General features: G+C 65.3%; 29 protein-coding genes. 14 read left to right on the forward strand and 15 right to left on the reverse strand.

Annotation, left to right across the window (positions count from 1 at the left end; genetic code table 11):
- Positions 1-14 precede the first annotated feature (14 nt).
- From LFT49_RS00610 to LFT49_RS00625, 4 genes are all read right to left on the reverse strand, one after another.
- A complete protein-coding gene (locus LFT49_RS00610) occupies positions 15-755 on the reverse strand; it encodes an SDR family NAD(P)-dependent oxidoreductase (RefSeq protein ID WP_237429397.1) in 741 nt (246 codons plus the stop codon).
- A gap of 93 nt (positions 756-848) precedes the next feature.
- Positions 849-1,082: a hypothetical protein gene (locus LFT49_RS00615; RefSeq protein ID WP_236800495.1), complete on the reverse strand. Its 234-nt coding sequence runs from the start codon at positions 1,080-1,082 to the stop codon at positions 849-851.
- A gap of 90 nt (positions 1,083-1,172) precedes the next feature.
- On the reverse strand, positions 1,173-2,138 hold the full coding sequence (locus LFT49_RS00620; protein ID WP_237429398.1) for a hypothetical protein: 966 nt from the start codon (positions 2,136-2,138) through the stop codon (positions 1,173-1,175).
- Between the two features lie 92 nt (positions 2,139-2,230).
- Positions 2,231-2,878 carry a cyclodeaminase/cyclohydrolase family protein gene (locus LFT49_RS00625; protein WP_237429399.1) on the reverse strand — a complete coding sequence of 216 codons (648 nt, stop codon included), beginning with the start codon at positions 2,876-2,878 and terminating at the stop codon, positions 2,231-2,233.
- 146 nt (positions 2,879-3,024) lie between these two features.
- Here LFT49_RS00625 and LFT49_RS00630 point away from each other — a divergent pair, with 146 nt between their 5' ends.
- Together LFT49_RS00630 and LFT49_RS00635 are read left to right on the forward strand one after the other, a co-directional pair.
- Positions 3,025-3,816, forward strand: coding sequence for an alpha/beta hydrolase (locus tag LFT49_RS00630; RefSeq protein ID WP_237429400.1), 792 nt, complete (start codon positions 3,025-3,027; stop codon positions 3,814-3,816).
- A 42-nt stretch (positions 3,817-3,858) separates the two neighbouring features.
- Entirely contained in the window at positions 3,859-4,815 is a 957-nt protein-coding gene (locus LFT49_RS00635; RefSeq protein WP_236820946.1) for a carbohydrate kinase family protein, read from the forward strand.
- 86 nt (positions 4,816-4,901) lie between these two features.
- On the opposite strand, the gene LFT49_RS00640 is transcribed toward LFT49_RS00635, so the two are convergent.
- Together LFT49_RS00640 and LFT49_RS00645 are read right to left on the reverse strand one after the other, a co-directional pair.
- Entirely contained in the window at positions 4,902-5,684 is a 783-nt protein-coding gene (locus LFT49_RS00640) for a matrixin family metalloprotease (RefSeq protein ID WP_237429401.1), read from the reverse strand.
- A 359-nt stretch (positions 5,685-6,043) separates the two neighbouring features.
- Positions 6,044-7,222, reverse strand: a complete 1,179-nt coding sequence (locus tag LFT49_RS00645) for an ABC transporter substrate-binding protein (protein ID WP_237429402.1) — start codon at positions 7,220-7,222, stop codon at positions 6,044-6,046.
- A gap of 290 nt (positions 7,223-7,512) precedes the next feature.
- On the opposite strand from LFT49_RS00645, the gene LFT49_RS00650 reads away from it, so the two are divergent.
- A complete protein-coding gene (locus LFT49_RS00650; protein ID WP_236800501.1) occupies positions 7,513-7,659 on the forward strand; it encodes a lmo0937 family membrane protein in 147 nt (48 codons plus the stop codon).
- Positions 7,660-7,742: 83 nt separating this feature from the next.
- Here the strand turns inward: LFT49_RS00650 and LFT49_RS00655 are convergent, their stop codons facing one another.
- Both LFT49_RS00655 and LFT49_RS00660 read right to left on the reverse strand, forming a co-directional pair.
- Complete coding sequence (locus tag LFT49_RS00655; protein WP_236820953.1) at positions 7,743-9,041, reverse strand: Y-family DNA polymerase; 1,299 nt, start codon at positions 9,039-9,041, stop codon at positions 7,743-7,745.
- Positions 9,042-9,064: 23 nt separating this feature from the next.
- The gene (locus tag LFT49_RS00660; RefSeq protein ID WP_237429403.1) at positions 9,065-9,496 is read right to left on the reverse strand and encodes a LexA family protein; all 432 of its coding nucleotides are present in this window, start codon (positions 9,494-9,496) and stop codon (positions 9,065-9,067) included.
- A gap of 137 nt (positions 9,497-9,633) precedes the next feature.
- Here LFT49_RS00660 and LFT49_RS00665 point away from each other — a divergent pair, with 137 nt between their 5' ends.
- The 4 genes from LFT49_RS00665 (at position 9,634) to LFT49_RS00680 (ending at position 12,371) form a co-directional block, all read left to right on the forward strand.
- On the forward strand, positions 9,634-10,191 hold the full coding sequence (locus tag LFT49_RS00665) for a hypothetical protein (protein ID WP_237429404.1): 558 nt from the start codon (positions 9,634-9,636) through the stop codon (positions 10,189-10,191).
- A 118-nt stretch (positions 10,192-10,309) separates the two neighbouring features.
- A complete protein-coding gene (locus LFT49_RS00670; protein WP_237429405.1) occupies positions 10,310-11,128 on the forward strand; it encodes an HAD family hydrolase in 819 nt (272 codons plus the stop codon).
- A gap of 120 nt (positions 11,129-11,248) precedes the next feature.
- On the forward strand, positions 11,249-11,497 hold the full coding sequence (locus LFT49_RS00675; RefSeq protein WP_237429406.1) for a hypothetical protein: 249 nt from the start codon (positions 11,249-11,251) through the stop codon (positions 11,495-11,497).
- A gap of 46 nt (positions 11,498-11,543) precedes the next feature.
- Positions 11,544-12,371: a glycerophosphodiester phosphodiesterase gene (locus LFT49_RS00680; protein WP_237429407.1), complete on the forward strand. Its 828-nt coding sequence runs from the start codon at positions 11,544-11,546 to the stop codon at positions 12,369-12,371.
- A 33-nt stretch (positions 12,372-12,404) separates the two neighbouring features.
- Here LFT49_RS00680 and LFT49_RS00685 read toward each other — a convergent pair whose 3' ends face one another.
- Positions 12,405-12,773, reverse strand: coding sequence for a hypothetical protein (locus tag LFT49_RS00685; RefSeq protein ID WP_237429408.1), 369 nt, complete (start codon positions 12,771-12,773; stop codon positions 12,405-12,407).
- A gap of 135 nt (positions 12,774-12,908) precedes the next feature.
- Here LFT49_RS00685 and LFT49_RS00690 point away from each other — a divergent pair, with 135 nt between their 5' ends.
- Positions 12,909-13,145, forward strand: coding sequence for a DUF6480 family protein (locus LFT49_RS00690; protein WP_236800509.1), 237 nt, complete (start codon positions 12,909-12,911; stop codon positions 13,143-13,145).
- A gap of 54 nt (positions 13,146-13,199) precedes the next feature.
- On the opposite strand, the gene LFT49_RS00695 is transcribed toward LFT49_RS00690, so the two are convergent.
- The 3 genes from LFT49_RS00695 to LFT49_RS00705 all read right to left on the reverse strand — a co-directional run bounded on the left by LFT49_RS00695 (position 13,200) and on the right by LFT49_RS00705 (position 17,655).
- Positions 13,200-14,261, reverse strand: a complete 1,062-nt coding sequence (locus LFT49_RS00695) for an EAL domain-containing protein (protein WP_237429409.1) — start codon at positions 14,259-14,261, stop codon at positions 13,200-13,202.
- 171 nt (positions 14,262-14,432) lie between these two features.
- On the reverse strand, positions 14,433-15,980 hold the full coding sequence (locus LFT49_RS00700) for a putative bifunctional diguanylate cyclase/phosphodiesterase (protein ID WP_237429410.1): 1,548 nt from the start codon (positions 15,978-15,980) through the stop codon (positions 14,433-14,435).
- 19 nt (positions 15,981-15,999) lie between these two features.
- On the reverse strand, positions 16,000-17,655 hold the full coding sequence (locus LFT49_RS00705; RefSeq protein WP_237429411.1) for an ATP-binding protein: 1,656 nt from the start codon (positions 17,653-17,655) through the stop codon (positions 16,000-16,002).
- 226 nt (positions 17,656-17,881) lie between these two features.
- On the opposite strand from LFT49_RS00705, the gene LFT49_RS00710 reads away from it, so the two are divergent.
- The 6 genes from LFT49_RS00710 to LFT49_RS00735 all read left to right on the forward strand — a co-directional run bounded on the left by LFT49_RS00710 (position 17,882) and on the right by LFT49_RS00735 (position 22,199).
- Complete coding sequence (locus LFT49_RS00710) at positions 17,882-18,658, forward strand: class I SAM-dependent methyltransferase (protein ID WP_237430578.1); 777 nt, start codon at positions 17,882-17,884, stop codon at positions 18,656-18,658.
- Positions 18,659-18,833: 175 nt separating this feature from the next.
- A complete protein-coding gene (locus LFT49_RS00715) occupies positions 18,834-19,283 on the forward strand; it encodes a hypothetical protein (protein ID WP_236800513.1) in 450 nt (149 codons plus the stop codon).
- Positions 19,284-19,372: 89 nt separating this feature from the next.
- Positions 19,373-19,819: a hypothetical protein gene (locus LFT49_RS00720; RefSeq protein ID WP_236800514.1), complete on the forward strand. Its 447-nt coding sequence runs from the start codon at positions 19,373-19,375 to the stop codon at positions 19,817-19,819.
- A gap of 82 nt (positions 19,820-19,901) precedes the next feature.
- Positions 19,902-20,699, forward strand: a complete 798-nt coding sequence (locus tag LFT49_RS00725; RefSeq protein WP_237429412.1) for an SDR family oxidoreductase — start codon at positions 19,902-19,904, stop codon at positions 20,697-20,699.
- A 547-nt stretch (positions 20,700-21,246) separates the two neighbouring features.
- Positions 21,247-21,879 (forward strand): division plane positioning ATPase MipZ, encoded by a 633-nt coding sequence (locus LFT49_RS00730; RefSeq protein WP_013603138.1) that lies wholly within the window; start codon positions 21,247-21,249, stop codon positions 21,877-21,879.
- Positions 21,879-22,199 (forward strand): hypothetical protein, encoded by a 321-nt coding sequence (locus LFT49_RS00735; RefSeq protein ID WP_237429413.1) that lies wholly within the window; start codon positions 21,879-21,881, stop codon positions 22,197-22,199. The genes LFT49_RS00730 and LFT49_RS00735 overlap by 1 nt, the downstream gene beginning before the upstream one ends.
- A gap of 433 nt (positions 22,200-22,632) precedes the next feature.
- On the opposite strand, the gene LFT49_RS00740 is transcribed toward LFT49_RS00735, so the two are convergent.
- The 3 genes from LFT49_RS00740 to LFT49_RS00745 form a co-directional block, all read right to left on the reverse strand.
- A complete protein-coding gene (locus LFT49_RS00740; protein WP_237429414.1) occupies positions 22,633-23,205 on the reverse strand; it encodes a recombinase family protein in 573 nt (190 codons plus the stop codon).
- Positions 23,206-23,347: 142 nt separating this feature from the next.
- Entirely contained in the window at positions 23,348-23,491 is a 144-nt protein-coding gene (locus LFT49_RS22710; RefSeq protein WP_442863722.1) for a hypothetical protein, read from the reverse strand.
- Between the two features lie 63 nt (positions 23,492-23,554).
- Positions 23,555-24,802, reverse strand: a complete 1,248-nt coding sequence (locus tag LFT49_RS00745; RefSeq protein ID WP_237429415.1) for an IS256 family transposase — start codon at positions 24,800-24,802, stop codon at positions 23,555-23,557.
- Between the last annotated feature and the right edge of the window lie 119 nt (positions 24,803-24,921).

Below are 24,921 nucleotides of genomic sequence, written 5' to 3' on the forward strand. Positions count from 1 at the left end.
GAGGGGGCGGGGCACTAAGTAAGAGCGTCCAGCGTGACACCGGTGTGCTCGGCGAGCCGGTCCAGCAGGGCGTCCTGGAACTGGGGATCCTGGGTGGCGGGGTGCGGGGTCTGCCGGCGCTGGTGGTACCAGTAGCCGCCGCTGGCCAGCGCCGCCAGGTCGTCGCTGGTGGCCAGCCATTCCTGCGTGCGGTGGCCCAGTTCCAGGCTGTCCGGTGCGGACCGGCCGCCCATCCTCGTGGGCACCCAGCCGGGGTCCACCGCGTTGCTGGTGACGTTCGGAAAAAGCCGGGCCACGGCTGCCGCCAGTGCCGTGACCTGGAGCTTGGTGGTGGAGTAGGAGGCCGTCGTCGTCCGTCCTGACCAGTCCAGGCCGTCCAGGCCGGTGTCGCCGCCGCGGTGCATGCCGCTGCTCAGGTAGATGAGCCGGCGGGGGCCGGAAATGAGGGCCGTCAGGAGGTAAGGTGCCACCACGTTCACTGGCAGCAGCGCGGCGCCGTTCAGGACACCAGCGTTGTGGATGACGGCGTCAATGCCGCCGATCCCGTTGACCTGGTCGGCGATCCCCCGGACTTCCGCCGCCTTGGCGAGGTCCCCGGTGACGCACTGCGCCCCGCGGTCCAGCAGGTGCTGCACCGCGGGGAGCCGGTGGGAGGAACGGGCGTGCACGATCACCTCGTGGCCGTCCTGCAGGAGCGAGGCGGCGGCGGCCCGGCCCAGCCCGTCGGTGGATCCGGTAATGAAGACGCGTGCCATGCGGGACCTCCCTGGTTTGTGGGTGTTGTCCCTACGCTACTTCTGCCGGCTTTAGTTCATGACGCAGGCCGCGCCCGGCAGCAGCGGGTGCGCTCAGCGGCGTTTGCGGCTCAGGACCAGCGTCAGCAGTCCACCAAAGGCAAGAAACAACAGGCCCACTATCAAAAGGCCGCTGTTCACGCCCGTGTTGGCCAGCGTTGATGGAGTTGAGGAGTAGCCCACTGGCATTGCCGCAGCGGCTGCATTGGCTGCGACACCGCCGAAGGCCAAGAGTCCGCCGGCGAAAGCGGTACCGAACAGGCATCTGCGGAAGGTGCGGTGCATCATGGGGAATTCTCCTGAAAGTTGAATTGGGGCTACTGCTTACCCCGGAAGCTGGCGCGTGCCCGCGCGAAAGCGACGCGGGGAGGGCCTTAACTAGTCAGGTGAAGAGCCGGGGTCGAAGGACACCGGAGAGGGGGCGGTAAGCAAAGGGCCCCCGATGGCAGACGTCCCAGCTGCCGGGGCTGGGAAGTGAGGTGAGCTGGTCCAGCCCGAAGCCGCCGGGTCGTTGCCACCGGATAGGCTGCTTCCGCTCGTGGCAGCACTTGGCACGGCAGGGGGAACATCCCACGGCGTGCGGAATGGCTCGTCTTCGGGGCCGGCCTTGAAAAGCACCGGCGTTACGGCCGCAAGCTTCATCTGGACGCGGCTTTCCGGGCTGGTGCTTTGCAACAATCCGGGGGACTGCGCGGGACCCGTCACGCCCCCGGTGGTCTGCGGCAGTTCAGCAGCTGGGGGAGAGGCAGGTGCGGGCTCCGGAGCGGGAGCCGCGGCGACATCCGTAGTGACGGGAAGGACCGCGACGGGCTCTGCTTCCGGGGCAGCGATGGGCAGGGGCATTGCGTCGATGACCGGTTCAAGGGCCGGTTCAAGGACCGGGTCCAGGGGTGCCAGGACGGTAACTGCCAGCGGAACAGCAGCCCCCACCGTCCCGTCCACGATGCCATCCACGGCAACCACTGCAGGATCCACCACAGCCGCTACCGTTCCCGAGGGCACAAGCTCGTTGGCCGCCGGAACCGACTGCACAACATCCTCGGCCAGGCCGGAGACCTCCTCCGCGGCGGGGCGGAGGGACGGCGCCGGAACAAGTGAAGCAACCGTGGAAGCCGTGGCCGTGGCCTTCCCGCCGTCCGGCCCTGCCATCACCGGTTCCGGGGCATCTTTACCCTGGTGGGTAAGGTTGGCGGCGGCAGAATCCAAAACCCCCGGAAGCAAGTCGCGGGAGGGTGAGGAGTCAGCCGACGCGCCCGCGGCCGACAGGGCAATCCAGGCTGCAGTTGCCGCCACAGCGAGCAGGAGGGGCCGGAGGAACGCCCAAGCAGTGCTTTCGGACTTCACTTGGTACCCCTCCCCACAGGTGCGCTTCGGCAAGCAATGCTGTCCACCATAAGCACAGGTCAGGTGGCAGGTCCAAATGCGGTGCGGCAGCGTCAGATGGCATCCGTAGGGGCAGCGCGGTGATCAATGGCTGCGGTAAGTTCGTCAATCCGGTCCATCCCGGCGTTGAGTTTTTCGACGGCCGCCCACAGGTCCGGGTGTTGCTCCCGGACCTGTTCCAGGTCCGTGCCGGCCGATCGGAGCGATCCGAGATCGAAACTGACATTGGTGCGTGCACCCGCCACGGCAGCGCGGAGGGCACCGAACGCGACGACGACATCCGCTACCAGTGCACGGTTGCCATTGGTCGCCAGCCAGGCGAGGTCGTCGATCGCTTCGATGGCCCGCTCGCCAAGGACGGCGGAAGCAGCCGCGGCCTCCACGGATGCGCGGCGGATTGCTTCGTCCCGCTCGTCCCCCGGCTCCAGCCGGAAGGCAGCACCGAATGCCTTGGACGCCGAGGCGTCGTCATCTGCCAGTCGAAGGGCTTCCTGCCGCAGCGCACGGGCGCGCTCCCGGATCCTGTCCGGCTCGCCGCCCTCGTCCCCGCTGTAGCCGGCGACCATCGACGTCAGCGACGCCGCCACCGCCAGCATCAGCCCCGTGCCCGCCCCGCCGCCGGGCGAACCCGTTGACTCCGCCAGCGCGCGCGTCCATTCCTCAACCGTCGATTCCTGGGTGGTCACTTCAGGCTTTTCCATACCAGGAGGCGTGCCCACAAAGGCCTCAGGCTAAACGATGCAAGGGCAACGGAACCGCGGACCGCACAAACTGGCCCAGTTTTCACGGCCGTGGCCCCGAAAGTCCGCGGCATCTCCGCGGAACCGGGCAGCTAAAGTGGGCCAGTGTGACGCAACGCCACCGCTATGACTACGGCCAGGACCCCGACCAGTGGGGCGAACTGTTCCTGCCAGACCTTCCACCCGGTGGGAAACACCGAGGCGTAGTGGTGGTGATTCACGGCGGTTACTGGCGCTCGCAGTACGGGGCAGAACTGGGGGAGCCGCTGGCGAAGGACCTCGCCGAACACGGCATGGCCGCCTGGAACCTGGAATACCGGCGGGCCGGGAACGGCGGGGGCTGGCCCGGCACCTTCCAGGACATCCTCGCTGGGATCGACAAGCTCGCCGCGCTCGCGGAACCGCACGCACTGGACCTGGGCAAAGTGGTGGCGCTGGGCCACTCGGCCGGCGGCCACCTGGCAGTGTGGGCCGCAGGCAGGGACCGGTTGCGCGGGCTTGGGCCTGCGGACGGCCTGCAGATGGAGAATGAGGGCGTCCGCCTCACCGGCGTGGTGAGCCAGTCCGGCGTCCTCAACCTGGCCGAGGCCGAACGCCTGAACCTCAGCAACGGAGCCGTGGCCAACCTGATGGGCGGACCGTCGTCGGACTTCCCCGTGCGGCACCGAATGGCTGACCCTATGGCCGCCCTGCCGCTGGACGTCCCGGTCATTGCCCTCCACGCAGCGGAGGATGTGGACGTGCCGCTGAGCATGTCCACAACGTACGTGGATGCCAGCAGCGTGGGCCCTGTGCCAGCGGAGCTCGTCATGGTGCCGGGCGATCACTTCTCCCTGATCGACGTCACCGCGGAAGCCTATGTGACGTGCCGGGAACTGGTGGGCAGGCTGCTGCGCTGACACGAACTGCTGGCAGCGGCCTATTTCTGGCAGAGTATGACCATGCTCACAGTGATCGGCGAAGGCCTTGTTGACGTTGTCCAGCGCGCCTCCGGAATTCAGGCCCACGTGGGCGGCAGCCCGCTAAACGTGGCAGTGGGCCTGGCCCGGCTGGACCATCCGGTGCAGTTCATCGGCCGCTACGGCCGGGATGCCTACGGGGATTCGGTGGCAGCGCACCTGCGGGCGAGTTCGGTGATGCTGCCGGTACCCCCGGATGACTTGCCTACCAGCGTGGCCACTGCGCTGATTGACGACGACGGCGCGGCCACCTACACGTTCGATCTCGCCTGGGAGCTTCCCGGCATGGGGGACCGGCTCGGCTTCATGCTGCAGGGCACCACGCTGCTGCACACGGGGTCCATCGCCACGATGCTGAAGCCGGGCGCCACCGAGGTGCTGGCTGCCGTCGAATACGCCCACCCGTCCGCCACCATCAGCTTCGATCCGAACTGCCGGCCCAGCATCATCACGGACGTGGATTATGCGCGGGGGCAGGCGGAGAAGTTCGTCACGCTTTCGGATGTGGTGAAGGCGTCCGACGAGGACCTGGCCTGGCTATACCCGGGGGAGGACGTGCTGGATTCGGCGCGAAAGTGGCTGGCGCTGGGCGGTGACGAAGGACCGGCAATGGTGGTGGTGACCCGCGGCGCGGAGGGCCCCTGGGGTGTATGCCGCGCCGGCGAAACATCCGTTCCCGCGCCCAAGGTTGAAGTGGCGGACACGGTGGGTGCGGGGGACTCGTTCATGGCGGCGCTGCTGTCGGGCCTGGTGGACCGCGAGCTGGACGGGGCGCAGAACCGGCAGGACCTGCGGGAACTCCCCGTCGAGGCCTTGGCTGAGCTCCTGGAGCACGCTGCCCGTGCGGCAGCGGTCACGGTCTCCCGTCCCGGCGCGAACCCGCCCACCCGCGCCGAGCTGCACGGGGTTGAAAAGCGCGGCGCCGAAAAGGAAGCCTAAGCCGGAATCGGCTGCTCCCTAAGTGCCGTTTTGAGGGTTCAAAAGGGCATGTACGCAGCAATCGATGGGTTCTTCTTCGGCGGGCGTCACAACTGCGGCACGCAGGGGCCGCTTCCCAGCAGCGCAAGCCCCGCCCGGTCGCCGGCGGCGAAGTCCTGCACGCCCTTGTTCTCGGCATACATGAGTTGGCTTGGATCGTTGACGTGGGCCAGGCCCAGCACGTGTCCGAGTTCGTGCATGATGATGGCCCGCACTTCCGCGGCGCCGTCCGCCCGGCTGGCCATGATGCCGGCGAGGTCAGGGGCGTCCAGGCTGATTTGTCCGGCGGCAAGGACCAGCGGTTGCCCCACGGCTTCCGCGTACCCGCTCCCGCCGAGGCCTGCCACGTTTCCCGCGAGATCGGGGGTTTCCGTCGGCGTTGACCAGGCGATCAGCACTGGGGCCCAGCGCTTCCCGTAGCGGTCAGGCTGGAAAGCTTGCCGCTGATCGGCCGGCGCCTCCGTAGTGGGTCCGTCGTAGACGAACTGCAGCCCGGAGGCACGGGAAACTGATGCCACCGCTTCGCTGATCAGGGCATCTCCACCCGGCAAGGCATTGTCCGGACGCACAACATAGTGCACGGGGCGGCACGGATCGTACGCTACTAGGGACTGTCCCGCCCTGGGCGACTCCTGCAGCACGAATGCAGTGGAACCGGTGCTTGCCGGTGGCGTCCCGAGGGGAGAAGGAGCAGCCTCGACGCCGGGCGGCGGCACCTTCGCGCCGGGCAGGTACGGGGCAGCGACAGGGAGGACCACGCGGTCGAAGAGCGTCGGTGTGAAATACAGGCAGACCACGACGGCGATTCCCAGCATCGTCCTGAACTGCACCGACCGCTTCGGCCGGCGCTGTTGCTTCCTTGGCCGGCGCCGGAATTTCCGCCGGCCAGGCGGGGAAGGGTCAGGACTGCGCCAAGATGCCGGGGGCTCGGCCTTTCCAAGAGCTTCATCGATGGCCCACTGCGGGATCCGTCCGCTGGCGGAACGGCGGACGTTGGGTGGGAGAAAACCGCCTGGGACCTCCGACAGCGAATCCCTGTTTGTCCCGAAACCGTGCACCGGCACCCCCAATCCTTCGCCGCCCGCCGCAGGGCAACCCCCTCAGCCTAGCGGCGGGCTTTCCAGCCTTGGCGCCGGAAAAGCACAGGATTTGCGCAAGAAATCAGCGCAGCAATGGATGGGGGTGAGAGCTACTCCTTGCCGAGTCCCGCCGCCGAGGTCTTGTCGCCGGACACGCTGTTGAGCGCCCGCAGGTCGAAGATGCCGTTGATGTCGGCCTGCTTGGTAGTGCCGGCAGTCACGCCGTCGGCCAGGAGCTTCTGGTAGGTCCCGGCCAGCGGGTCCACCGTGAAGACGATGTTCTTCAAGGAGCGGTCAATAACGTCGGGCTTGAGCTCGGCGCCGGCAGCTTCCTTCAGTGCCGCGTTGATGACGGTGGCCTTCTCACTGGTGGACGCTGAGTTCAGCCACTCAACCGATTTCACGTGGCCCTTCAGCAGGGCCTTGACGGTGTCCGGGTGGTCCGCGGCGAATTTCCGGTTCACGATCAGGATGGTGGTGGGGAACTCGCCCGGCTTGCCGGACAGCGAACCGTCCCACAGGTCCTTTTCGTCCACCAGTACCTTGGCTCCGGCGGTCAGTACCAGGCGTGAGGCCCATGGCTCAGGCAACCACGCGCCGTCGAGCTTTCCATCCTGGAACAGCTTGAGGGTCTGGGCGTTCTCCGTGGGGTTGATGGCGACGTCGCCGCTGCCATCGACGTTTGTCTTGTATCCCTGGGACGAAAGCCAGGCGCGGAGCGCCACGTCCTGCGTGCCGCCAAGCTGCGGCGAAGCCAAGGTCTTGCCCTTCAGGTCCGCGGCGGAGTTGATCTCCGGCTTGACCACCAGCTGCGCACCACCGGCGGCTGCGCCGGCGATGATGTTGACGGATTCGCCCTGGCTCTTGACGAACGAGTTGATGGCCGGATTCGGTCCGATGTAGGTGGCATCGATGGCGCCCGCGTTCAGCGCTTCGATGGCTGCGGGGCCGGCGTTGAAGACCTGCGTGCTGAGCTTGGTGCTGCCGAGTTCATCGGCGATGAAGCCGTTGCTGACGCCCACCAGTGCGGGGGCGTGCGTGACGTTCCCGAAGTAGCCCAGCTTCAGTTCGGCGGCGGGGTTGCCGGACGGGACGGTCTCCTGCGTGGCGGCAGGGGTGGCGCTGTTAACGGAGGAGGCGACGGCGGCACCCCCGCCAATGAGGGCCAGGACGGCTGCCGCGATCCCAATCTTCAGGCCTACCGAGCGGTTGGGTTTGGCGGACTGGCCGGCGACGATGCGGGTGGAGCCTTGCTGGTTCTGCGGACTGTTGTCCTGCGGGTTTGCCATGGGTAAATCCTTTGCTGGGGCGGATGCTGAGACGAGATTACGGAGCGCCCGGCGGCCCGACAATCGATCATGTAGCAGGCGTTCACGGGGCGACTCGCAGGCTCAACGCGGCGTAGCGGGAAGTCAAAATTCGTCCCGGGACGTCTTGGTTCGGGCTGATAGGCAGCCGGTATCGGCGGCGGATGCGATCGACGCTTGCTTTTCCTGTTTCGCCTGCATTGATTCAGCTGCCGCCTTGGTGGGTACGTGGCCCGCATGGGGATTTTGAAAAACTAGTCAAGGAGACTCTCATGTTGCTTTGGATCGCCATTATCATCGCTGTTCTCTGGCTTCTCGGACTGCTCGCGAACATCGGCGGCGGCCTTATCCACATTCTTTTGGTCGTTGCAGTAGTCGTCCTGATCTTCCACTTCGTCACAGCCCGGAAGCGCGTCTAGGCGGGCAACGTCCGGACTAAGACTTCCATGCAGGAATGAGGTCCCGCCGCTGGCACTGTGCCGGCGGCGGGACCTGCTGCTTTTCAGGCCGCTTTGACCAGGGGGAGTTCGTCCCAGTGCGTGGTGTACCGGGGGGAGCGCATGTCCCGTTTCATGGTCCAGTCCAAACCGGACTTGATGCCCGCGTGCCCCAATCCGATGGCACCCCGCCCGAAACGCCTGCTCACGTCCTCAAGCAGCGGCCCGATCCCGCGTTCCTCATGCCGGTTCTCGAACGGCTCCAGCGGCGGCTGGTTTCCCGTGGGCCGCAGGTCGGTCAGCATCAGGCCCGCCTTGGCGTACTTCAGCCCTTCGCGGGTGTGGGGCAACAGGGCGTGCGCGGCCTTGGTGAGCAGCAGCGGATCCGCCGTGGGCATGGGCAGTGAGACGCATACCGAGGGGTAGGCCTGCTCGTTGTCCCGGAACGGGGAAGTGGCAGCGAACGCCGTCAGGACCTTGGCCTGCAGCCCGTGCTTTGAGAGCCTGGCGCTCGCCTGCTGCCCATAGATGCTGAGCACCTCCCGAAGGCCTGCGGTGGTGGTCACAGGCGTGGCGAAGGAGCGGGAGAAGATCAACTGGTCGCGTCCAATCCGTTCCTCCTCCATGGGGATGCACGGGGTGCCGCGCAGCTCCAGGACGGTGCGCATCAGGACCACGGAAAACCTGTCGCGGATCACCACGGGGTCCGCGCGGACCAGGTCCAGGACGGTGAAGATCCCCAGGACGTTCAATCGCCTGGTGAGCCGGCCGGCGATGCCCCAGATCTCATCCACGGGCAGGCGGCCCATCAGTGCCTCCCGCATGTCTGCCGGGACCGACTCCCAAAGGCAGACCCCGCCAAAAGCAGGATTGTTCTTGGCCCACTTATTGCAGAGCTTGGCCAGGGTCTTGGTGGGCGCAATGCCCACGCAGACCGGGACGCCCACGTGCCGCCGGACTGCCTCCTTCATCCTGCGGCCCAAGGCCAGCAGCTCTCCCGGGCCGCCCTTCACGCCCAGAAATGCCTCATCAATGCTGTAGACCTCCAGCCAAGCCGAGTACCTGCCCAGCAGTTCCATCACACGGGCGCTGATATCCCCGTACAGCTCATAGTTGCTCGACTTTGCCACCAGGCCCCACTCCTTGGCCCGCGGCGCGAGCTTGAACCAGGGTTCACCGGTGGTGATGCCCAGGGCTTTCGCCTCGGGGGAGCGGGTCACCGCGCACCCGTCGTTATTGGACAGCACCACCAGCGGGCGTCCCTCCAGGGAGGGGTCGAACGCGCGCTCGGCCGAGGCATAGAAGCAGTTGACGTCCACATGAGCGATCTGCGGCATCTGCCGCATCACCATAGGCTTAGCCATGGGACTTCCCAGCCTTCACGGCCTCAAACATGGTGCAGGCACCTGGTGGCAACGCCCCAGACGGTCAGCTCGGACAGGGCGGGCACACGGATGTCCGGGTACTTGGGGTTTTCCGCCTGGAGCAGCACCCCGGTGCGGGTGATGCGGAGGCGCTTGACCGTCAGTTCGCCGTCAAGCACCGCGATCACCACGGATCCGTCCTTGGGCTCCAACGCCCGGTTCACGATCAGTTCGTCGCCGTCACTGATGCCCGCTCCCTCCATGGAGTCACCGGTCACGCGGACCACGAAGGTGCTGGTGATGTCCTTGATCAGGTGCGCGTTCAGGTCGATCCGGCCGTCAAAGTAGTCCTGTGCGGGCGACGGAAAGCCCGCCGCCACCGCCACGGGCGAGATCAGCACCGAGAACAACGAGGCACCCGCGTCTATCACGCGGGGACCGACAATAACGCCCACAACACACCTTTATTCGAAAATATGTTCGATAGTTTCAGTGTAGCCCCGGAGGCTGACAACCGGCACTCCTCACGGCCCAGGGCGCGGAGAGGCTAGGCTGGGAGCACTGTCAGCTCTGGGGGAAGCGGATGCGGTTCGTGCGGTTTTGGCTGGTTCCTGCAGTGATACTCGCCGCGCTGACGGGCTGCGAGTACAGCGGCCCGCCGGAGGGGCAGGCGAAGCCGTCAGCGCCGCCGACAACGGCACCTCGGAACCTGGACACCGACCAGGCGCGGGGAGTGGACTTCCTCATGAACCCTGCGGACGGCGCCGCCAGCCGCTACGCCTTCCGGCCGGTGCCGGCCGCCCCGGAACTTGCCACCGCCATGCTGCAGGGCGCGGACGGGCTGAAAGTGGTGGTCCATTCCGGCCAGCCTTCCGCTTCCGGGCCTGAGGCGGAGCTCAGAGGCACGCTGGCCAAGGACGGGGCAGGCTGCGTCATCCTGCAGTCGGAGGCTGGGGATGATTACACGCTGATCTTCCCCGAAGGAACCAGCCTCGATGGCGAAACACTCCTCCTGCCCGCCGGCCCCCGGCTTGCCATCCGCGACCCGGTAGCCCTCACCGGCAACCGGGTCCCCGCCGACGAAAGCGTGAGCATGTGCCTGAATTATGCCCGGCTCTACTCCGTGGAATCGGCTGCCATCATCCCCTGATGAAAGGGGCACGTCCGTGATCCAACAGACGCGGGAGGTGCGTTGCGGGGAAGTACGACGACGCCCTGCCGCCTTCCAGCGCACTCCGGCTGCCCAATGACCCACGTAGACTTGCAGGATGCGGCTGGTAGCAAGCGATATCGACGGAACGATCCTCGGGCATGACGGAAAAATCAGCCCCCGCACCGTCCGCGCCTTCCGCGCCTGCCGTGATGCCGGCGTCGAACTTGTCTTTGTTACAGGCCGGCCACCCCGGTGGCTGCACCCCCTCGAAGAACAGCTGGGCCACACCGGTCGAGTGATCTGCTCAAACGGCGCCGTGGTGTGGGACCTGGAAGCGGACTGCCTGGTCTCCGCCCGTACCCTGGCCATCAACACTGTCCTGGAAGTCCGGCACATCATCAAGGAGCTCCGCCCGGCTGCGCTGTTCGCCGCGGAGACGCTCACCGGCTTCCATCTGGAACCGGGCTTCATCGAGAACGAGTCCAGCGAGCTGCTCGCCGAATTCACCCCGGCGCCGCTGAAGGACACGCTCACGGGCGAGGACTCTGTGGTGAAATTCCTCGCCATCGTCCGCGACGGCACGCCTGACGACTTTCTCGCCGAGGTGGCTCCCGCTGTCGGACACCTGGCAGCGGCCACCCATTCTTCGCCTGGCGTCGCGATGCTGGAACTGTCCCTGCCCGGTGTGAACAAGGCCGTCACGCTGGCCGAGTATGCGTCCGCCTTGGGCATTGGGGCCGCTGACGTAGTGGCTTTCGGGGACATGCCCAACGACATTGAAATGCTCCGGTGGGCTGGCCACGGCTATGCCATGGCCAGCGGCCACCCGGAGGCCATCCGCGCGGCGGGGCAGCAGGCACCGCATTTTGACGACGACGGCGTGGCCCAGGTTTTGGAGGCCCGCCTCGCTTCCCTGGGCGTCCAGTTTTCCTGACCCCAGCCTGCCGCATCCGGCGCCACCGTTTTCCCAGCTTCCGCTCACCTGGCGTTTACCTTCCCGCCGTAGCGTCAAGCGTGGAGAGCAGGCACCTCCGCCGGCTCGAAGGGGGTAACGATGGCAAGAAGCACCAAGCAGCACGCAGCCGAGGCGCCGCTCCACGCAGCAACGCCCGCTCCGCACTGGAAGCAGCTGCGCCAGGGCGACCGGGTCCGGGTCCTCTTTTCACCCGGCTTTGAATCGGGCGGCGTGGTGGACACCATCACGCCGGACCACACGGCGGTCTGGGTCCACCTCGACGGCGGCCGCGGGCGGACCCTGCTGCACTGCGGTGACGGCGTGGACATCCTTCCCTGCGCTGGCTGAACTGCCGCGCTGACTGAAGGCCTCGGGCCTCGGGTACGCTCGCAGTGTGACCCTGCCCTTCTTCGAGCACCCGGACGACGCCGGGCGGCAGCTGCCCATCGCCATGGCCCACCGCGGGTTCTCGGGCGAGGGCCTGGAAAACTCCATGGCCGCGTTCCGCGCCGGCGTTGAACTCGGCTTCCGGTACCTCGAAACGGACGTCCACACCACGTCCGACGGCGTGCTGCTGCTCTTCCACGACGAAACCCTGGACAGGGTGACGGACGGCAAGGGCCGGGTTGCGGAGCTGCCCGCGGCGGAGGTGGCAAAGGCGCGGATCAACGGCCGCGAGCCCATCCCCACCTTCGACGAACTGGTAACCCAGCTTCCAGACGCCCGGCTCAACCTCGACGTCAAGGACTGGGGCTCGGTCCGCAGCACTGCGGCCGCCATCGAGCGGCACCAGGTGCACCACCGGGTGCTGGTCACCAGTTTTTCGGACCGCCGACGGCGGGCGGTGCTGAAGCTGCTCAGCCAACCGGTGGCTTCGTCCGCCGGAGTGGCCTCGAATGCCCTCTTCACGCTGCTGGGCCCGGTACTGCCCCGCCCGGTGTTCCGGCGGCTGATGCGCCGGACTCTGCGCGACGTGCACGCACTGCAGGTACCCGTCCGCTATGGACGGATACCTGTAGTCACTGCCGGCTTCATCCGGCGCGCCCATGAGCTGGGCCTGGTGGTGCACGTATGGACCATCAATGAGGAGGCGGAAATGCACCGGCTCCTCCACCTTGGCGTGGACGGGATTGTCACGGACCGGGCGGACCTGCTTCGCGACGTGCTGCGGGCGCGCGGCCAGTGGCGGCATGCGCCCGGGCCGGAGGACCCGGCCGGCTGAAGCGCACCCGGCTTATCCAACCTGTCGGGAGACTTAGCCGCGGTCCGCTTCGGTGGGCGCTGTCGCATCGCCGGCCAGGCCGCCGTCGTCCGACGCCTCGTTCTGCTTTTGGTCGTTCCGGGCCATGCCGCTGTGCGCCCTGAGGTTGTCCGTCTCATCAACGTCCCCGCCCAACGGGCTGTTGGACACCGGGGCCGGGGCGGCCCCGGTCTTGAGGCCTGGAGCCTTCTGCTTCTCCGCCTCCATCGCATTCGAACCCTCACTCAGGGAAGAGTGCACTTCAACGTCGTCATTGGGGTCCGCCGGATTCGGAACATCCATCTTTTCTGTCGGCTTGGATGTCCCGGCCAGGTCCTCCATCGCGTTTTCCGCTGCCTTGCCGATGCTGTCGCCGATTCCCATCTGACTGCTCCTTCCGACGTCGTATGCCGGCGCCCCAGCGGCTTACCGGCCCTACTCCTCCAGAATTATCAGCATGCTTACAATTAGTCCAGTGCTGGGGAACCGAACCGCAGCCGGAGAGGAAGGAAAGGCAGCATGAGCACTTACCATCCGGAAAATGACCCCGCGAATCCCGACCGTCCCGGGAAGGACGATGTTGGCGCCGCCCAGCCCCACCTCGCTGAGCAGCGCAGCAAAGAGTCGGGCGGATCGCCGAACCCCGACCCTGCGGAGGGCAACGTCACCGGCCTGGAGCCGGGCGGGGGAGTTCCTCCCGGGGAGACCCCGCCCGCCGAGGACCAAATGAGCAGGGACCAGGGCCACTCCGAGTAGTGCCTGGGTGGGCAGCGGCTGGCGGCTTTCGGTCCGCCGGCCGCTGGTCCATCGTCACGACGCCGTTGTGCCCCGCTTCTTCCGCGACTCGCCCGGGCCGGCCAAGTGGCGCTCCAGGCCGTCCATGTCCAGGCGCGTATTCCAGTTGGCCCAGTCCTCGGGCCGGACGGACGGCCGACCCAGCAGGTAGCCCTGGCCGGCGCTGATGCCAAGCTCGGTGAGGGCCTTCAGTTCGCCCACAGTCTCGATGCCTTCCGCCACCAGAGTCACACCAATCTGCTCGGTGAAGTCCACCAGGCACGACGCAAGGGCGTGCTGCAGCCCGTCCTTGTCCACATCGGCGATGACGTTGCGGCCCACCTTGAGGAAGTCGGGCCGCAGGTGGATCATGCGGCTCAGTGCCCCTGCGCCGGTGTGGGTGTCGTCGACGGCGATCCGCAGCCCCTTTTCGCGCAGCGGATTAATCGCAGAAATAAATTGCAGGTATTCCTCTTCCGGAATATCCGCGGTCAATTCGAGAACCACCCTGTCGATGGGAAGCTCGATGTGGTCGAACAGCTCCGGCAGCCGCGGGTCCGTGCAGGACGTGGGCGAAATGTTCAGCGAAACATATAGGTTTTCCGGCAGGGTGCGGGCCGCCGCGGCAGCGGAGCCGAGCGCAGAAAACTCAAGGTTTGCCCCAAGGCCCACGGCGGCTGCCTCGGCGAACCACAATTCAGCGGCGGCTCCGTCGTCGCTGACGAAACGGGAGAGAGCCTCTGCACCCACCACGGTTTTTCCTTCGAGCCCATAGATCGGCTGGAAGGCGGTCATCAGCATCTGGTTTTCGAGCAGGGCGCTTATCCGGGACATGCTGCGGATGGCGTCCAACTGCTCCGCGAACTGCGGTGGCAGGGCGGGCGGGGTCAGGCGCATTTCCCTGGCCGTTTCCAGCGTCTCCACCGTATTGGCATCACTGCGCCTGGTCTCAAGCAGATACTCCAGCAGCGCCCGCTCCGGCACGCCGGGATTTTCGTCGAGGCTGTTGCTCAACCGCTGCCGGACAGCCGCTCCCGCAGGATCCGTATCCGCCAGGACAGCGGCGATAATTCCCCATGCCTGTACCCGAACCGACATTAGCAACGCCCCCAGTTGACGAAGTAATGACCCAATGGCCCAATTATGTTCAAATTTCCAAACGCCTTATAAAAGTACGGTGCCGAACGACCCTGAATTCCGCGGCAGCGACGAACCGGACACCGCACGCTGATCGTATAACGGCGGCTCCAAAAGCGCAGTAGTTTTGCGCTACTGGTTAGCGCTTTCCTGCTGGTCAGCCAGCAGATCCGGGATCTGCTCCGGCGGAACGGGACGGCTGAAGTAGTAGCCCTGGGCACTGCGGCAGCCCAGGTCCCGCAGGATTTGCGCCTGCTCCGCCGTCTCAACGCCTTCCCAGACCGCCTCCAGTCCGCAGGCTCGCACCAGCTGCAGCACCGCTGCCACAAGGGCAGGCTGGCTGGGGTCGCTCTCAAGGCCAGTGATCAGCGATCTGTCCACCTTGACCCGGTCCACCGGCAGCCGGCGGAGATAGCTGATGGAGGAGTAGCCGGTGCCGAAGTCGTCGATTTCAATGCCCACGCCCAGGCCGCGGAGCCCGCCCAGCGAATACCGGTCCAACTCGTTGCCTTTGACGATGGCCACTTCCGTCAGTTCCAGGACCACCTGCTCCGGCTTGACCCCCGTGTCCTGGAGGATGTTCCGCACATCCTCAATGAACTGCAGGCTCTGCAGGTCGGTAGCGGAAATGTTGATGCGCACCGAGAAGGTGCTGTCCACCAACTCGGCGTCTGTCCAGCACCGGAGCTGCTTCACCGCGGTCTGGAGCACCCACAGGCCCAGTTCCGAGATCAGCCCGGCTTCCTCGGCAAGGGGAATGAACTCTTCAGGCATGATGAAGCCGCGGGTGGGGTGGTTCCAGCGGACCAGCGCCTCCACGCCTTCAATCCGTCCGGTACCAAGCTCCACCACCGGCTGGTAGTGCAGCGTCAGCGCGTCGTCCTTGATGGCGGCCCGCAGGTCGTCCACCAACTGGCTCCGGAGCCGCCGCATCAGCAGCAAGGCCGGCTCGAACCTGTGCAGCTTGTTCTGCCCCTCAGCCTTGGAGGCGTACATGGCGACGTCGGCCTCCATCAGCATGTCCTCCGGGGTCTGGCCTTCGCTGCCCACGCTGAGCCCGATGCTGGCACCACAGCGCACGCTGCGGCCGGGCAGTTCAATCGGGTCATTGAGCGAGGCCAGGATCCGGTGTGCCACCACCGCAGCCTGGTCCGCCGACGCCGACGGCATGACTATGGCAAACTCGTCCCCGCCCAGGCGGGCAACGACGTCGGATGCCCGGACGGCGGTCCGCAGCCTTTCGCCCACGGTCACCAGCACCTGGTCACCCGCGGTGTGCCCCATGCTGTCGTTAATCGACTTAAACGCGTCGAGGTCCATCAGCAGGATGGCCGGACCTTCTGCCGGTTCCCGCTCCGGCCCCGGGCGCGCCTCCAGGGCGGTGCGAAGGGCTTCGATCAGCGCCGAACGGTTGGCCAGGCCTGTCAGCGGGTCCTGCATGGCCATTTTTTGCATCTCGAGGTGTGCCTCGTGCAGGAGCTGGGTGCGGACCTGGACCCGCTGCTCAAGTTCCTCGTAAATGACCTGCAGATCCTCGGCCAGCAGGTTGGTGCCCATGATGATCGCATCCAGCTCATCCCGGGCAGGTGAGACCTCGATGCGGGAATTGAGGTCGCCGGAGGCAAGCCGGACAATGCCTTCCAGCAGCTGGGAAAGCCGGGGGTCGTCGTCGGCAAACATGGCAGTCCTCCTTCGGCGCCTAGTTGGCCTGCACGCGGTCAGTCCCAAGGGGGAGGCAGACGGTAACCGTGGTCCCGGCGCCCAGGGTGGAGTCGACGTCGATCCGCCCGCCGTGGCGGTCCACGATGTCCTTGGAAATGGCAAGGCCCAGCCCCGTGCCCGGGATGGCGCCATTCATGGCGTTGGAGGCGCGGTAGAACCTGGTGAAGACGTGGTTGATTTCATCACTCGAAATGCCAATGCCGGTATCAGCGATCCGCACGGTGGCCCACTTGGAGCCGTCTTCCGCCGCGTGGGATTCGCTGCCCACCTCGATCCTTCCGCCCTTGGGCGTGAACTTAATGGCGTTGGACACCAGGTTGGTGAATACCTGCTGCAGCTGCACCTCGTCGGCAAGGATTTCCGGATCCTCCGGCACCGGGTCCACGTCGATGGTCACGTTTTGCAGTGTGGCCAACGGCCGGAGCGCCGCGGCCACGAGGTCCAGTGTGTGTCCCAGGCGGACCGGTGCCAGGTGCATCTCCGTGTTGTCGAGGCCGCCGCGCGAGACGCTGAGCATGTCCTCGATGAGCGTCCGGAGCCGTTCGGTGTTGCGGACCACGATGTCCAGCATCTGGTGGACTTCCCTGGACACGGGGTGCTCGGTGCTTTCCTGGATCATGTCCAGGTACGCCATGATCGAGGTCAGCGGCGTGCGCAGCTCGTGGTTCACGGTGGCCAGGAAGTCTGTCTTGGCTTTATCGAGTTCGCGCAGCTGCTTCACCACCTGCTGCTGGCTGCTGATCAGGTGGCTTTGGATCAGGCCATAGGCGGCGTTGCCCGCCACGTGCTGGATCAGCCCCAGCTCGGCGTTGGACCACGTGCGGGGCCGGTCCATCGTGGCGATCCAGATGATGCCCAGGGAGGAATTTCCTTCGCCGATGGGCACCGCAAGGGTGGAGGCGGCTCCGGCGACGGCGGCCGCTGGCTTGTCATCCGTCCTGGGCTCGGCCTCGTTCCCCTCGGCAGAGAGGGTCTCGGTCCCCGCCCAGAGCGTGTCCGCCATGGCGCGGGCTTCGTCTTCGCCGGGAAGGGCGTCCGGGGGCAGGGCCGCCAGGCCGGGTCGGTGCCACTCGGCAGTGATCGCCGGGACCCGGTGGTCCTCGAAGGTGGCCAGGACAACGTGGTCCGCCTTGAAGGTCCGCCCGAATCCGGCGACGACGTGGTTTGCGATCTCCTGGGGATCGTTGGTGGCGCGCACCGCAGCCGAGACCTCGCGCAGTTGCCCGCGCAGCCCTTCGGCCTCCTGCCGGGATGCGCGGCGCCGGGACACCTGCTCGATCAGGACGGAGGCGCGGTGGACCAACTCCCTGGGCGCCGGCGGCTTGGTGATGCAGTCGTGGACGCCTGACGGGTTGGCCGCGCCGATCTCCTGGGGGTTGTCCAGGTCCACCATTACCAGGACGGGCGCGGCGGAGGGGGCGTTTGGCAATGCTGTGGACAGGACAGCATCGGCGACGATGACGGAGGGTTCGGTGGTGTCCAGCAGGGCGGCGAGGCCATCGGCGTCGGTTGCTTCGAAGACGCTGTATCCGGCTTCGCGCAGTGCCCGGGCGTTGGTGGCCAGCCGGCCGGCGTCGGGATCGGCGACGACGGCGGTGCGGGGCAGGAGGACGTCACTCGGCGCAGCCGTCACAGTGCTCCCTTCCCTCCCAGTTGAGTACATTCTAGGGGGATGGCAGCCTGGCGGGTCTACCAGGGAGGACGCCCGTCCCACCTCTGCCGTTTCCGTCCCGGTTCGCGCGATGTGCGGCGTGGCGCGCCGTAATCCAGCCCAACGTGCCGCGGCTCCCAGCAAGGGAACATATATTTGAGCCGTGTCCCCAACAAAGTCATCCTCCTCGGCCTGGCAGAAGTACCTGATGATCCCCAAACTCGTCAGGCTCTCGCGGAACGCCCCGAAGGACCGGCATAAGGCATGGGACACCTACTGGGCCAGCATCACCGCCACGGGCCCGGGCGGGGAGGTCCTGTGGGACTCCGGGAGCGACCATGAGTTCCTTGGCTACAAGGACGGTCTCCTGCGCTACCTCGATCCCGCGCTTCCCGTGGTGGACACCGGCTGCGGGCACGGCAGTTTTACCCGCGCACTCGCCGGGATCTTTCCCAGGGTCATTGGCGTTGATGTGTCGCGGCACGCCATTGCCAGGGCGCGCGCGGAGTCGGCAGGCAGCAGCACCGCAGCATTTGAAGCACGGGACATGACGGCGGATGGTGCCGGTACAGCCCTGGCACGGTCCATTGGCGCCGGCGATGACGGGGCCAATGTTTTCATCCGCGGCGTACTGCACGTCCTCGACCCGGAGCACCAAACGGCACTCGTCGAAAACTTGCGGCACCTTGCCGGCCGCCGCGGCACGGTCTTCATGGCCGAAACCAATTTCCAGGGGAATCCGGTGGAGTACGTGTCCCACCTCGGAGCCACCACCCGCGGCATTCCGGCGCCATTGGAACTCGCCATCCGCGGACTCCCCATGCCGGGGCACTTCGGGCCCGAAGAGCGCGAACGTGCCTTCCCGGCGTCGGCATGGGAACTGCTGGAGGATGGCCACGTGGCCATTGAAACCAACCCCGTGACCGGCGTCCCGGGACAGGACCGGGTGCCCGGCTACTACGCGGTGGTCCGCCCGCTCCGGTAGTCGCCCTGCAAGTAGAGCAGCCCACCAGCGGCAGCATTCCACCGGTCCCGCAGATTTTGCCCATCTTCCGCAGGCAGGCCGCAGAGTGTCTTCCGTCCCCTTGACAGCGGGTCCTGTCCGGAGGCTCCATGGTAAGTAGACTTACTAGTTAGCCCGGGGTGAAAGGAAGGCGGGCATGGCAGAAGACAAAGGCAGCAAGAACCGTGAATCGGATGGAAGCGGGGACGAAGAGGGCCTGGGGGCCGGCCCGGAGGGCGGGAAGATACGCCGCGGACCGGACTCCGCAAAGTCCCTGAAGTACTCGCAGGAAGTCACCTCAACCGAGGATGAGCCGGAGCGTGAAGGCCGCAGCCTGGCCACAACGCACCACGAAGTCATCAAACAGTGGGCGGAAGAGCGCGATGGCGTGCCCGCCACAGTGGAGGGCACGGAACACGGCGACCATCTCGGCGTATTGCGGATCGACTTCGGTGGCAAGGACGACAAGCTCCGCCACGTTAGCTGGGAGGAATGGTTTGACACTTTCGACTCCCGAAAACTCAACTTCATCTACCAGGAACAGCGCAGCGACGGCACCCAATCGAACTTCTTCCGGTTGGAAAACCCCAACCGGGAAGACGCCTAAGCCGCACCCGCGCCCCAGCGCTTGACGCGCACCGGATCATCCTCCGGCGCTACCCGCCAACCGCCGGCGCAAGACCTACAGGACATATCATGAGCAACCTGATTCCATCCGGCGCACTGCGTCGGATGCTGCTGCCCCCCACCTACGGGCGGCATGTCACCTCCGCCACCGAGTTCACCGTCCTTTCCGTGGAGGTGTGGGCCTCCGGCTTGGTGGTCAACATCCATCTGCCCTCGGACAACGCACCCGAACCGCGGCTCATCCTGCAGGACCACTTTGGTACCGAATACACCCTGCGGGAATCGGCCGCCATCGGTTCCCGCAATCTTCAGGTGTTCAGCCCGTCGGTACCGCCGGGCACCCGGAGCCTGACCATCAGGTCCGCAGACGACTCTGACGGCCGTCCCGTGGTGACCTTCGCCGTCCCGCTGATGGCCGTGCCGGAAACCGCTGATGATTCGGAGGCGGCGGGCCGCGAGGACGCGGCCGAAGCCGCCAGCGAGTCCTATCAACCGGACATGCGCCGGCCCGCCTGAGCCACCCCCCGCCTGACCCGCCCGCCGCCTGACCCGACGACCGTTAACCGAACGCACCGCTCGACCTAACGAAAGGCCCGCCATGCCGGATACCAGCAACTTTGCCCCCACCACCGCCATCGTTACCGCATCCGATTCCGGGATCGGCAAGGCCACTGCCGTGGCACTCGCCCGCGCCGGGATGGACGTCGGCGTCACCTGGCACTCGGACAAGGAGGGGGCGGAGGAAACTGCTGAGGAAATCCGGGGCCTGGGGCGCAAGGCTGTGGTCCGGCAGCTGGACACGACTGAACTGCGCCACGCGGCAGGCGTCATCGACGAACTTGCCGAGGAGCTGGGCGGACTGGACGTCTTCGTCAACAACGCGGGGACGGGGGCAAGCACCAAGTTCCTGGACATGGAAATCGACGACTGGATGCAGATCCTGGACACGAACCTCAACGGCGCGTTCGTCTGCCTGCAGGCTGCGGCACGGCGCATGGTCAAGGCAGGCAAGGGCGGAAGGCTTGTAGCGGTGTCCAGCGTGCACGAGTTCCAGCCGCGTGTGGGCTCATCCGCCTACGACGCCTCCAAGCACGGACTGGGCGGCCTCATGAAGACGCTTGCCCTTGAGCTGGGACAGTACGGCATCACGGCCAACACGGTGGCCCCCGGCGAGATTGCCACCCCGATGACCGGGCAGGAGGACCAGGACCCGACGACGGCGGAGCGGCCCGGGGTGCCGCTGGGCCGGCCGGGAAACGCCTGGGAGATCGCCAACGTCATCGCGTTCCTCGCCTCACCGGCCTCCAGCTATGTCACCGGCGCAGGCTGGGTTGTCGACGGTGGCATGCTGCAGATGGGTCCGCAGGCGGGTTCGCACATTACCAGCCACTGCTAGCGCTTTGATAGACAGTCGCTAGCATCTTGATTTGGCCCAACCACTGGCACCCCAGTTTCTGCATTCTTCGCTCTGGTTGCCCCCTGGCGCCGCTCTTCGCTGGCCCGAGCCATAAGCAGCATATTGATAGTAGTTTGAAACTGCTAGAACAACTGGGCATACGCGCATCGATCCGCGCTGCGGCAAGGGTTGGTAGTACTTTGATAGTGCTATCAAATAGGTAGCACTACGCTAACCATTGCTATCTTCGCAGGGATTAGTCATCCCATGCCTACAATCGCTAGCAAAGCACTATCGAATTCGTAGCATATTGATAGCCGAGACACTGGAATGCCGCATAGCTTTGGGCCAAGACGCGAGCGGAGGGCCTTGGGGTCGGGGATTCGGAGTCGCCCCCGCAGCCCAGGGCTACTCATCAGACGGTGAGGCCAAAGTAGCACTTTGATAGCAGTTTGAAACTGCGGCCTAGATACTACTTTCATAGTGCTATCAAATAAGTAGCGTGTCGCTAGCCTTCTGCTATCAACGTCGGCATTAGGTTGGAGCCATGATCATTGTTGTGGGTAGCGAAAAGGGCGGCGTAGGCAAGTCCACCGTTGTAACCAACCTTGCCGTTGAGTTGGCGAAGCGAGGGATGCGCATAGCAGTAGTGGACGGTGATCGGCAGCGGTCCACTGCACGTTGGGCGGGAGACCGAGAAGAGGCTGGGCATGAACCTCGCATCTTTGTGGTGGAGAAACTTGGCAGCCTGCACGAGACCTTGCGTGAACTGGATACGAGCTATGACGTTGTCCTCGTTGATGTGGCAGGGAAGGACAGCAAGGAGATGCGGACAGCCATGACTGCCGCACATCAATTGTTGGTTCTGACGCAATCGAGCCAGTTTGATCTCGACACACTCGCGACTGTCGATAGGTTGATTGAAACAGCCCGGGACTTCAACCCCTCGTTACGTGTCAGGGGGGCCCTCACGCGGGTGTCGACCAACGCGTTCGAGTCCGAAAGTGGTGACGCCAGGGATTACCTTTCCGACTATCCGAGTATCGAGCCACTGCGAACTGTCCTGTACGAGCGCAAGGCTTATCGAGACGTGGTGGGGGAGGGGCTCGGGGTCGTTGAGTGGAAAAACCCTAAAGCGGCGAGGGAAATCCGCGGGTTGGCAGAGGAGTTGATGGGGTAGTGGCAATCAAGAAGCGTTCCGCGTCTGAGAAGGCTAGGGACGAGGCTATCGAGGCCTTCGGCAATGCGGCTGAACCGTTACTGACTCCGCCGGCTGTCAGTGCTGCGCGTGGAGCTCCGGTTAGGCCCAGCGTGACGCCCACACTGAGCGATTCGAGGGACAAGGGAAGCGCCAGGACGATGTTGCTTCGTTTCGACGAGGACCGTGAGCTCATGGAGTTGCTCGCGGTCGTGGCGAAGCTTGAAGGCCGCAAGAAGCATCCAATGGCATTGCGCGCGCTTAGGATCGGTCTCGAGCAGGTCCGCGATACTTACGAATGAGCTATTGATAGGAGTTGCTATCAGTTTGATAGCAACTCCGTATCACCTGGGGGCTGCGAACGCGGCCCTCGTCAATGATCGCTTGGCAGTGAACAATCTGCGCGAGGTTGCGTAGGTGCCCGTTTGGGCCGTGACGGTCCTCTAATCAGGGTGAGCCCGACCCACAAGCGAACGGCTGCAGTATCAGCAGCCTGTTGACTTAGCAGTTGCCGCCAATCACATGTCGTTTTCAGTACCCGTCTGCACAACTGGCTGCGTGTTTCCGGGGTTGTGCAGCCGAGTATGGATACCGAAGTGTCAGAAGTCGCCTGCACGAAACCGCATTTCGCTCAAAACTCCTCTGCACAATTCGTAGTTGTTTAACCTGCACGATCTGCGCAGGGCTCTCGCCCCACGGACATGCCGGCATCGTGTTCCACAACCGGGCGGCAGGTCATGGTTTCGCGAGGTGCCGGTAGATCGTGGGCCGGGTGACGCCGAATTCCTGGGCAATGTGTTCGACCGTGTGTGCTCGCTTCCCGTCCGCGCCTCTTTCTTCATACATTTCCCGGGCCAGCTTTACCTGGCGGGGGCCGAGTTTGGGTTTCTGGCCGCCGGTCCGGCCTCTCGCCCTCGCCGCGGCCAAACCGTCACGCGTTCGTTCGGACATCAGGGCGTGTTCGAATTCGGCGATTGAGCCGAGGATCTGGAAGAACATCCGCCCCATTGCGGTGGACGTGTCGATGTTTTGGTCCAGGACCACCAGATCGACCCCGCGCTCTTGGAGAGTCTTGGAGACTTCGATGAGGTTTTCCAGTGACCGGCCGAGTCGGTCGAGTTTGGTGACGACGAGTTGGTCTCCTGCCCGGTTGGCCGAGAGTAGAGCCTTGTCTAGTTCAGGGCGGCGGGCTAGCTTTCCTGATGCCACATCAACAAACACTTGTTCGCAGCCAGCCGCGGCCAGGGCATCATGCTGGGCTTCGGGGTGCTGATCGCGGGTAGAGACCCGCCCATAGCCAATGCGCATCACCACAACGTATCACCAACCCTGTTAGTCGTTACATTGGCGCGTACGCGGCAAGCTTTACAAATTGAGCACTGGGTTGGAGCGGTCTGTTGAAAAGCTCCGGGTATGTCTCGTGAACGATCGTTAGCGAACGTTTCGTTGCTTAGCGTTTGATTTTCGACGAATTCACATCCACCCCATTGTCGGCGCGGAGCCAGGACATTGCTTTCCGGAGGGAGGTGAAATACATGATCGGGCACGGCGAGGCTTGACAGTGGAGAAAAAAGAGCGCCACGACGTAGTCCACGGGCGATGATCCTAGAAGTGCGAGGTCAAGTCCCGTGGAGTGGTGTAACGGTTGATCCTTCGCTTATGTGCTGAGGGCCATGATCGTGTCGGTGTCCACCTCGCTTCCGGTGTCAGTGGTGGGGCGCATGCGAGAGCGGGCGAGGATGTCGAGACCCAGATAGCGGCGTCCCTCGGTCCATTCGTCGGTTTGCTCGGCGAGGACGCCACCGACGAGGCGGATGATCGCGTCCCGGTTGGGGAAGATTCCGACGCTGTCGGTTCGGCGGCGGATCTCTCTGTTCAGCCGCTCGTTGGGGTTGTTCGACCAGATCTGCTGCCAGAGGTCCTTGGGAAACGAGGTGAACGCGAGGATGTCTGCCCGGGCCGCGTCGAGGTGCGAGGCGACGTCGGGAAGTTTCTCGCTCACGTAGTCCAGGGTCCGGTCGAACTGTGCGGTCACCGCGGCAGCGTCGGGTTGGTCATAGACACTGTGCAGCATCGCTTTCACGGCCGGCCACATGCTCTTGGGTGTCGCACTCATCAGGTTCGCGGAGTAATGGGTGCGGCAGCGTTGCCAGGCTGCCCCGGGCAGGTTCGCGGCGACCGCGTCTTTCAGCCCGGCGTGCGCGTCGGAGGTGACCAGCTGCACCCCGGTAAGGCCGCGGGCGGTGAGATCGGCAAAGAACGCGTTCCATGCCGGACCGGTCTCAGACGTGGCGACCTGGAGTCCGAGGACCTCACGGCGTCCGTCGCCGTTGACCCCGGTCGCGATCAGGACCACGGTGTTCACGACCCGGCCGCCCTCTCGGACCTTCATCGTCAACGCGTCCGCGGCAACGAAGGTGAACGGGCCGGCCTCGGACAGGTTGCGGTGCCGGAACTCGTCCACGTGTTCATCGAGATCGGCCGCCATCCTGGACACCTGCGACTTCGACAGGGAGTGGATACCGAGCTGCTTCACCAGTTTGTCCATCCGGCGGGTCGAGACGCCGGCGAGGTAGCAGTCCGCGATGACGGTGATGAGCGCGGCCTCGGATCGTTTCCGGCGTTCGAGGAGCCATTCCGGGAAGTAGCTGCCCTGTCGCAGCTTCGGGACAGCGACATCGATCGTCCCGGCACGGGTATCGAGGCTCCGATGCCGGTAGCCGTTGCGGTGGGTGGTGCGGTCAGGGCTGCGTTCGCCCCACTCCGCGCCGACGACGGCATCGGCGTCAGTGGACAGCAAAGCGTTGATCATGGTCTGCAGCAGATGCCGCATCAAATCCGGGGACGCGTCGGTCAGGGCTTCGCCGAGCACGGTCGCGGGGTCGACAATATGAGGAGCGGTCATCGTGTTGATGCCTTTCGAGTGGGATGTGAGAGTTTCCTCGAAGGATCACACGGTGACCGCCTTCACGTCAGCAACGACGCAGACAACCACCGTGGCGTTACACCACTATGCGGGACTCC

This window comes from Arthrobacter sp. FW306-06-A (assembly GCF_021870055.1).
Taxonomy (GTDB): Bacteria; Actinomycetota; Actinomycetes; order Actinomycetales; family Micrococcaceae; genus Arthrobacter.

Coding starts and splice junctions, on each gene's coding strand:
- LFT49_RS00670 (WP_237429405.1), top strand. CDS start 10,310: ATGCGGCTGGTAGCAAGCGATATCGACGGAACGATCCTCGGGCATGAC.
- LFT49_RS00690 (WP_236800509.1), top strand. CDS start 12,909: ATGAGCACTTACCATCCGGAAAATGACCCCGCGAATCCCGACCGTCCC.
- LFT49_RS00715 (WP_236800513.1), top strand. CDS start 18,834: ATGGCAGAAGACAAAGGCAGCAAGAACCGTGAATCGGATGGAAGCGGG.
- LFT49_RS00675 (WP_237429406.1), top strand. CDS start 11,249: ATGGCAAGAAGCACCAAGCAGCACGCAGCCGAGGCGCCGCTCCACGCA.
- LFT49_RS00625 (WP_237429399.1), bottom strand. CDS start 2,878: ATGGAAAAGCCTGAAGTGACCACCCAGGAATCGACGGTTGAGGAATGG.
- LFT49_RS00650 (WP_236800501.1), top strand. CDS start 7,513: ATGTTGCTTTGGATCGCCATTATCATCGCTGTTCTCTGGCTTCTCGGA.
- LFT49_RS00710 (WP_237430578.1), top strand. CDS start 17,882: ATGATCCCCAAACTCGTCAGGCTCTCGCGGAACGCCCCGAAGGACCGG.
- LFT49_RS00720 (WP_236800514.1), top strand. CDS start 19,373: ATGAGCAACCTGATTCCATCCGGCGCACTGCGTCGGATGCTGCTGCCC.
- LFT49_RS00740 (WP_237429414.1), bottom strand. CDS start 23,205: ATGCGCATTGGCTATGGGCGGGTCTCTACCCGCGATCAGCACCCCGAA.
- LFT49_RS00655 (WP_236820953.1), bottom strand. CDS start 9,041: ATGGCTAAGCCTATGGTGATGCGGCAGATGCCGCAGATCGCTCATGTG.
- LFT49_RS00695 (WP_237429409.1), bottom strand. CDS start 14,261: ATGTCGGTTCGGGTACAGGCATGGGGAATTATCGCCGCTGTCCTGGCG.
- LFT49_RS00610 (WP_237429397.1), bottom strand. CDS start 755: ATGGCACGCGTCTTCATTACCGGATCCACCGACGGGCTGGGCCGGGCC.
- LFT49_RS00615 (WP_236800495.1), bottom strand. CDS start 1,082: ATGATGCACCGCACCTTCCGCAGATGCCTGTTCGGTACCGCTTTCGCC.
- LFT49_RS00745 (WP_237429415.1), bottom strand. CDS start 24,802: ATGACCGCTCCTCATATTGTCGACCCCGCGACCGTGCTCGGCGAAGCC.
- LFT49_RS00725 (WP_237429412.1), top strand. CDS start 19,902: ATGCCGGATACCAGCAACTTTGCCCCCACCACCGCCATCGTTACCGCA.
- LFT49_RS00730 (WP_013603138.1), top strand. CDS start 21,247: ATGATCATTGTTGTGGGTAGCGAAAAGGGCGGCGTAGGCAAGTCCACC.
- LFT49_RS00635 (WP_236820946.1), top strand. CDS start 3,859: ATGCTCACAGTGATCGGCGAAGGCCTTGTTGACGTTGTCCAGCGCGCC.
- LFT49_RS00645 (WP_237429402.1), bottom strand. CDS start 7,222: ATGGCAAACCCGCAGGACAACAGTCCGCAGAACCAGCAAGGCTCCACC.
- LFT49_RS00685 (WP_237429408.1), bottom strand. CDS start 12,773: ATGGGAATCGGCGACAGCATCGGCAAGGCAGCGGAAAACGCGATGGAG.
- LFT49_RS00700 (WP_237429410.1), bottom strand. CDS start 15,980: ATGTTTGCCGACGACGACCCCCGGCTTTCCCAGCTGCTGGAAGGCATT.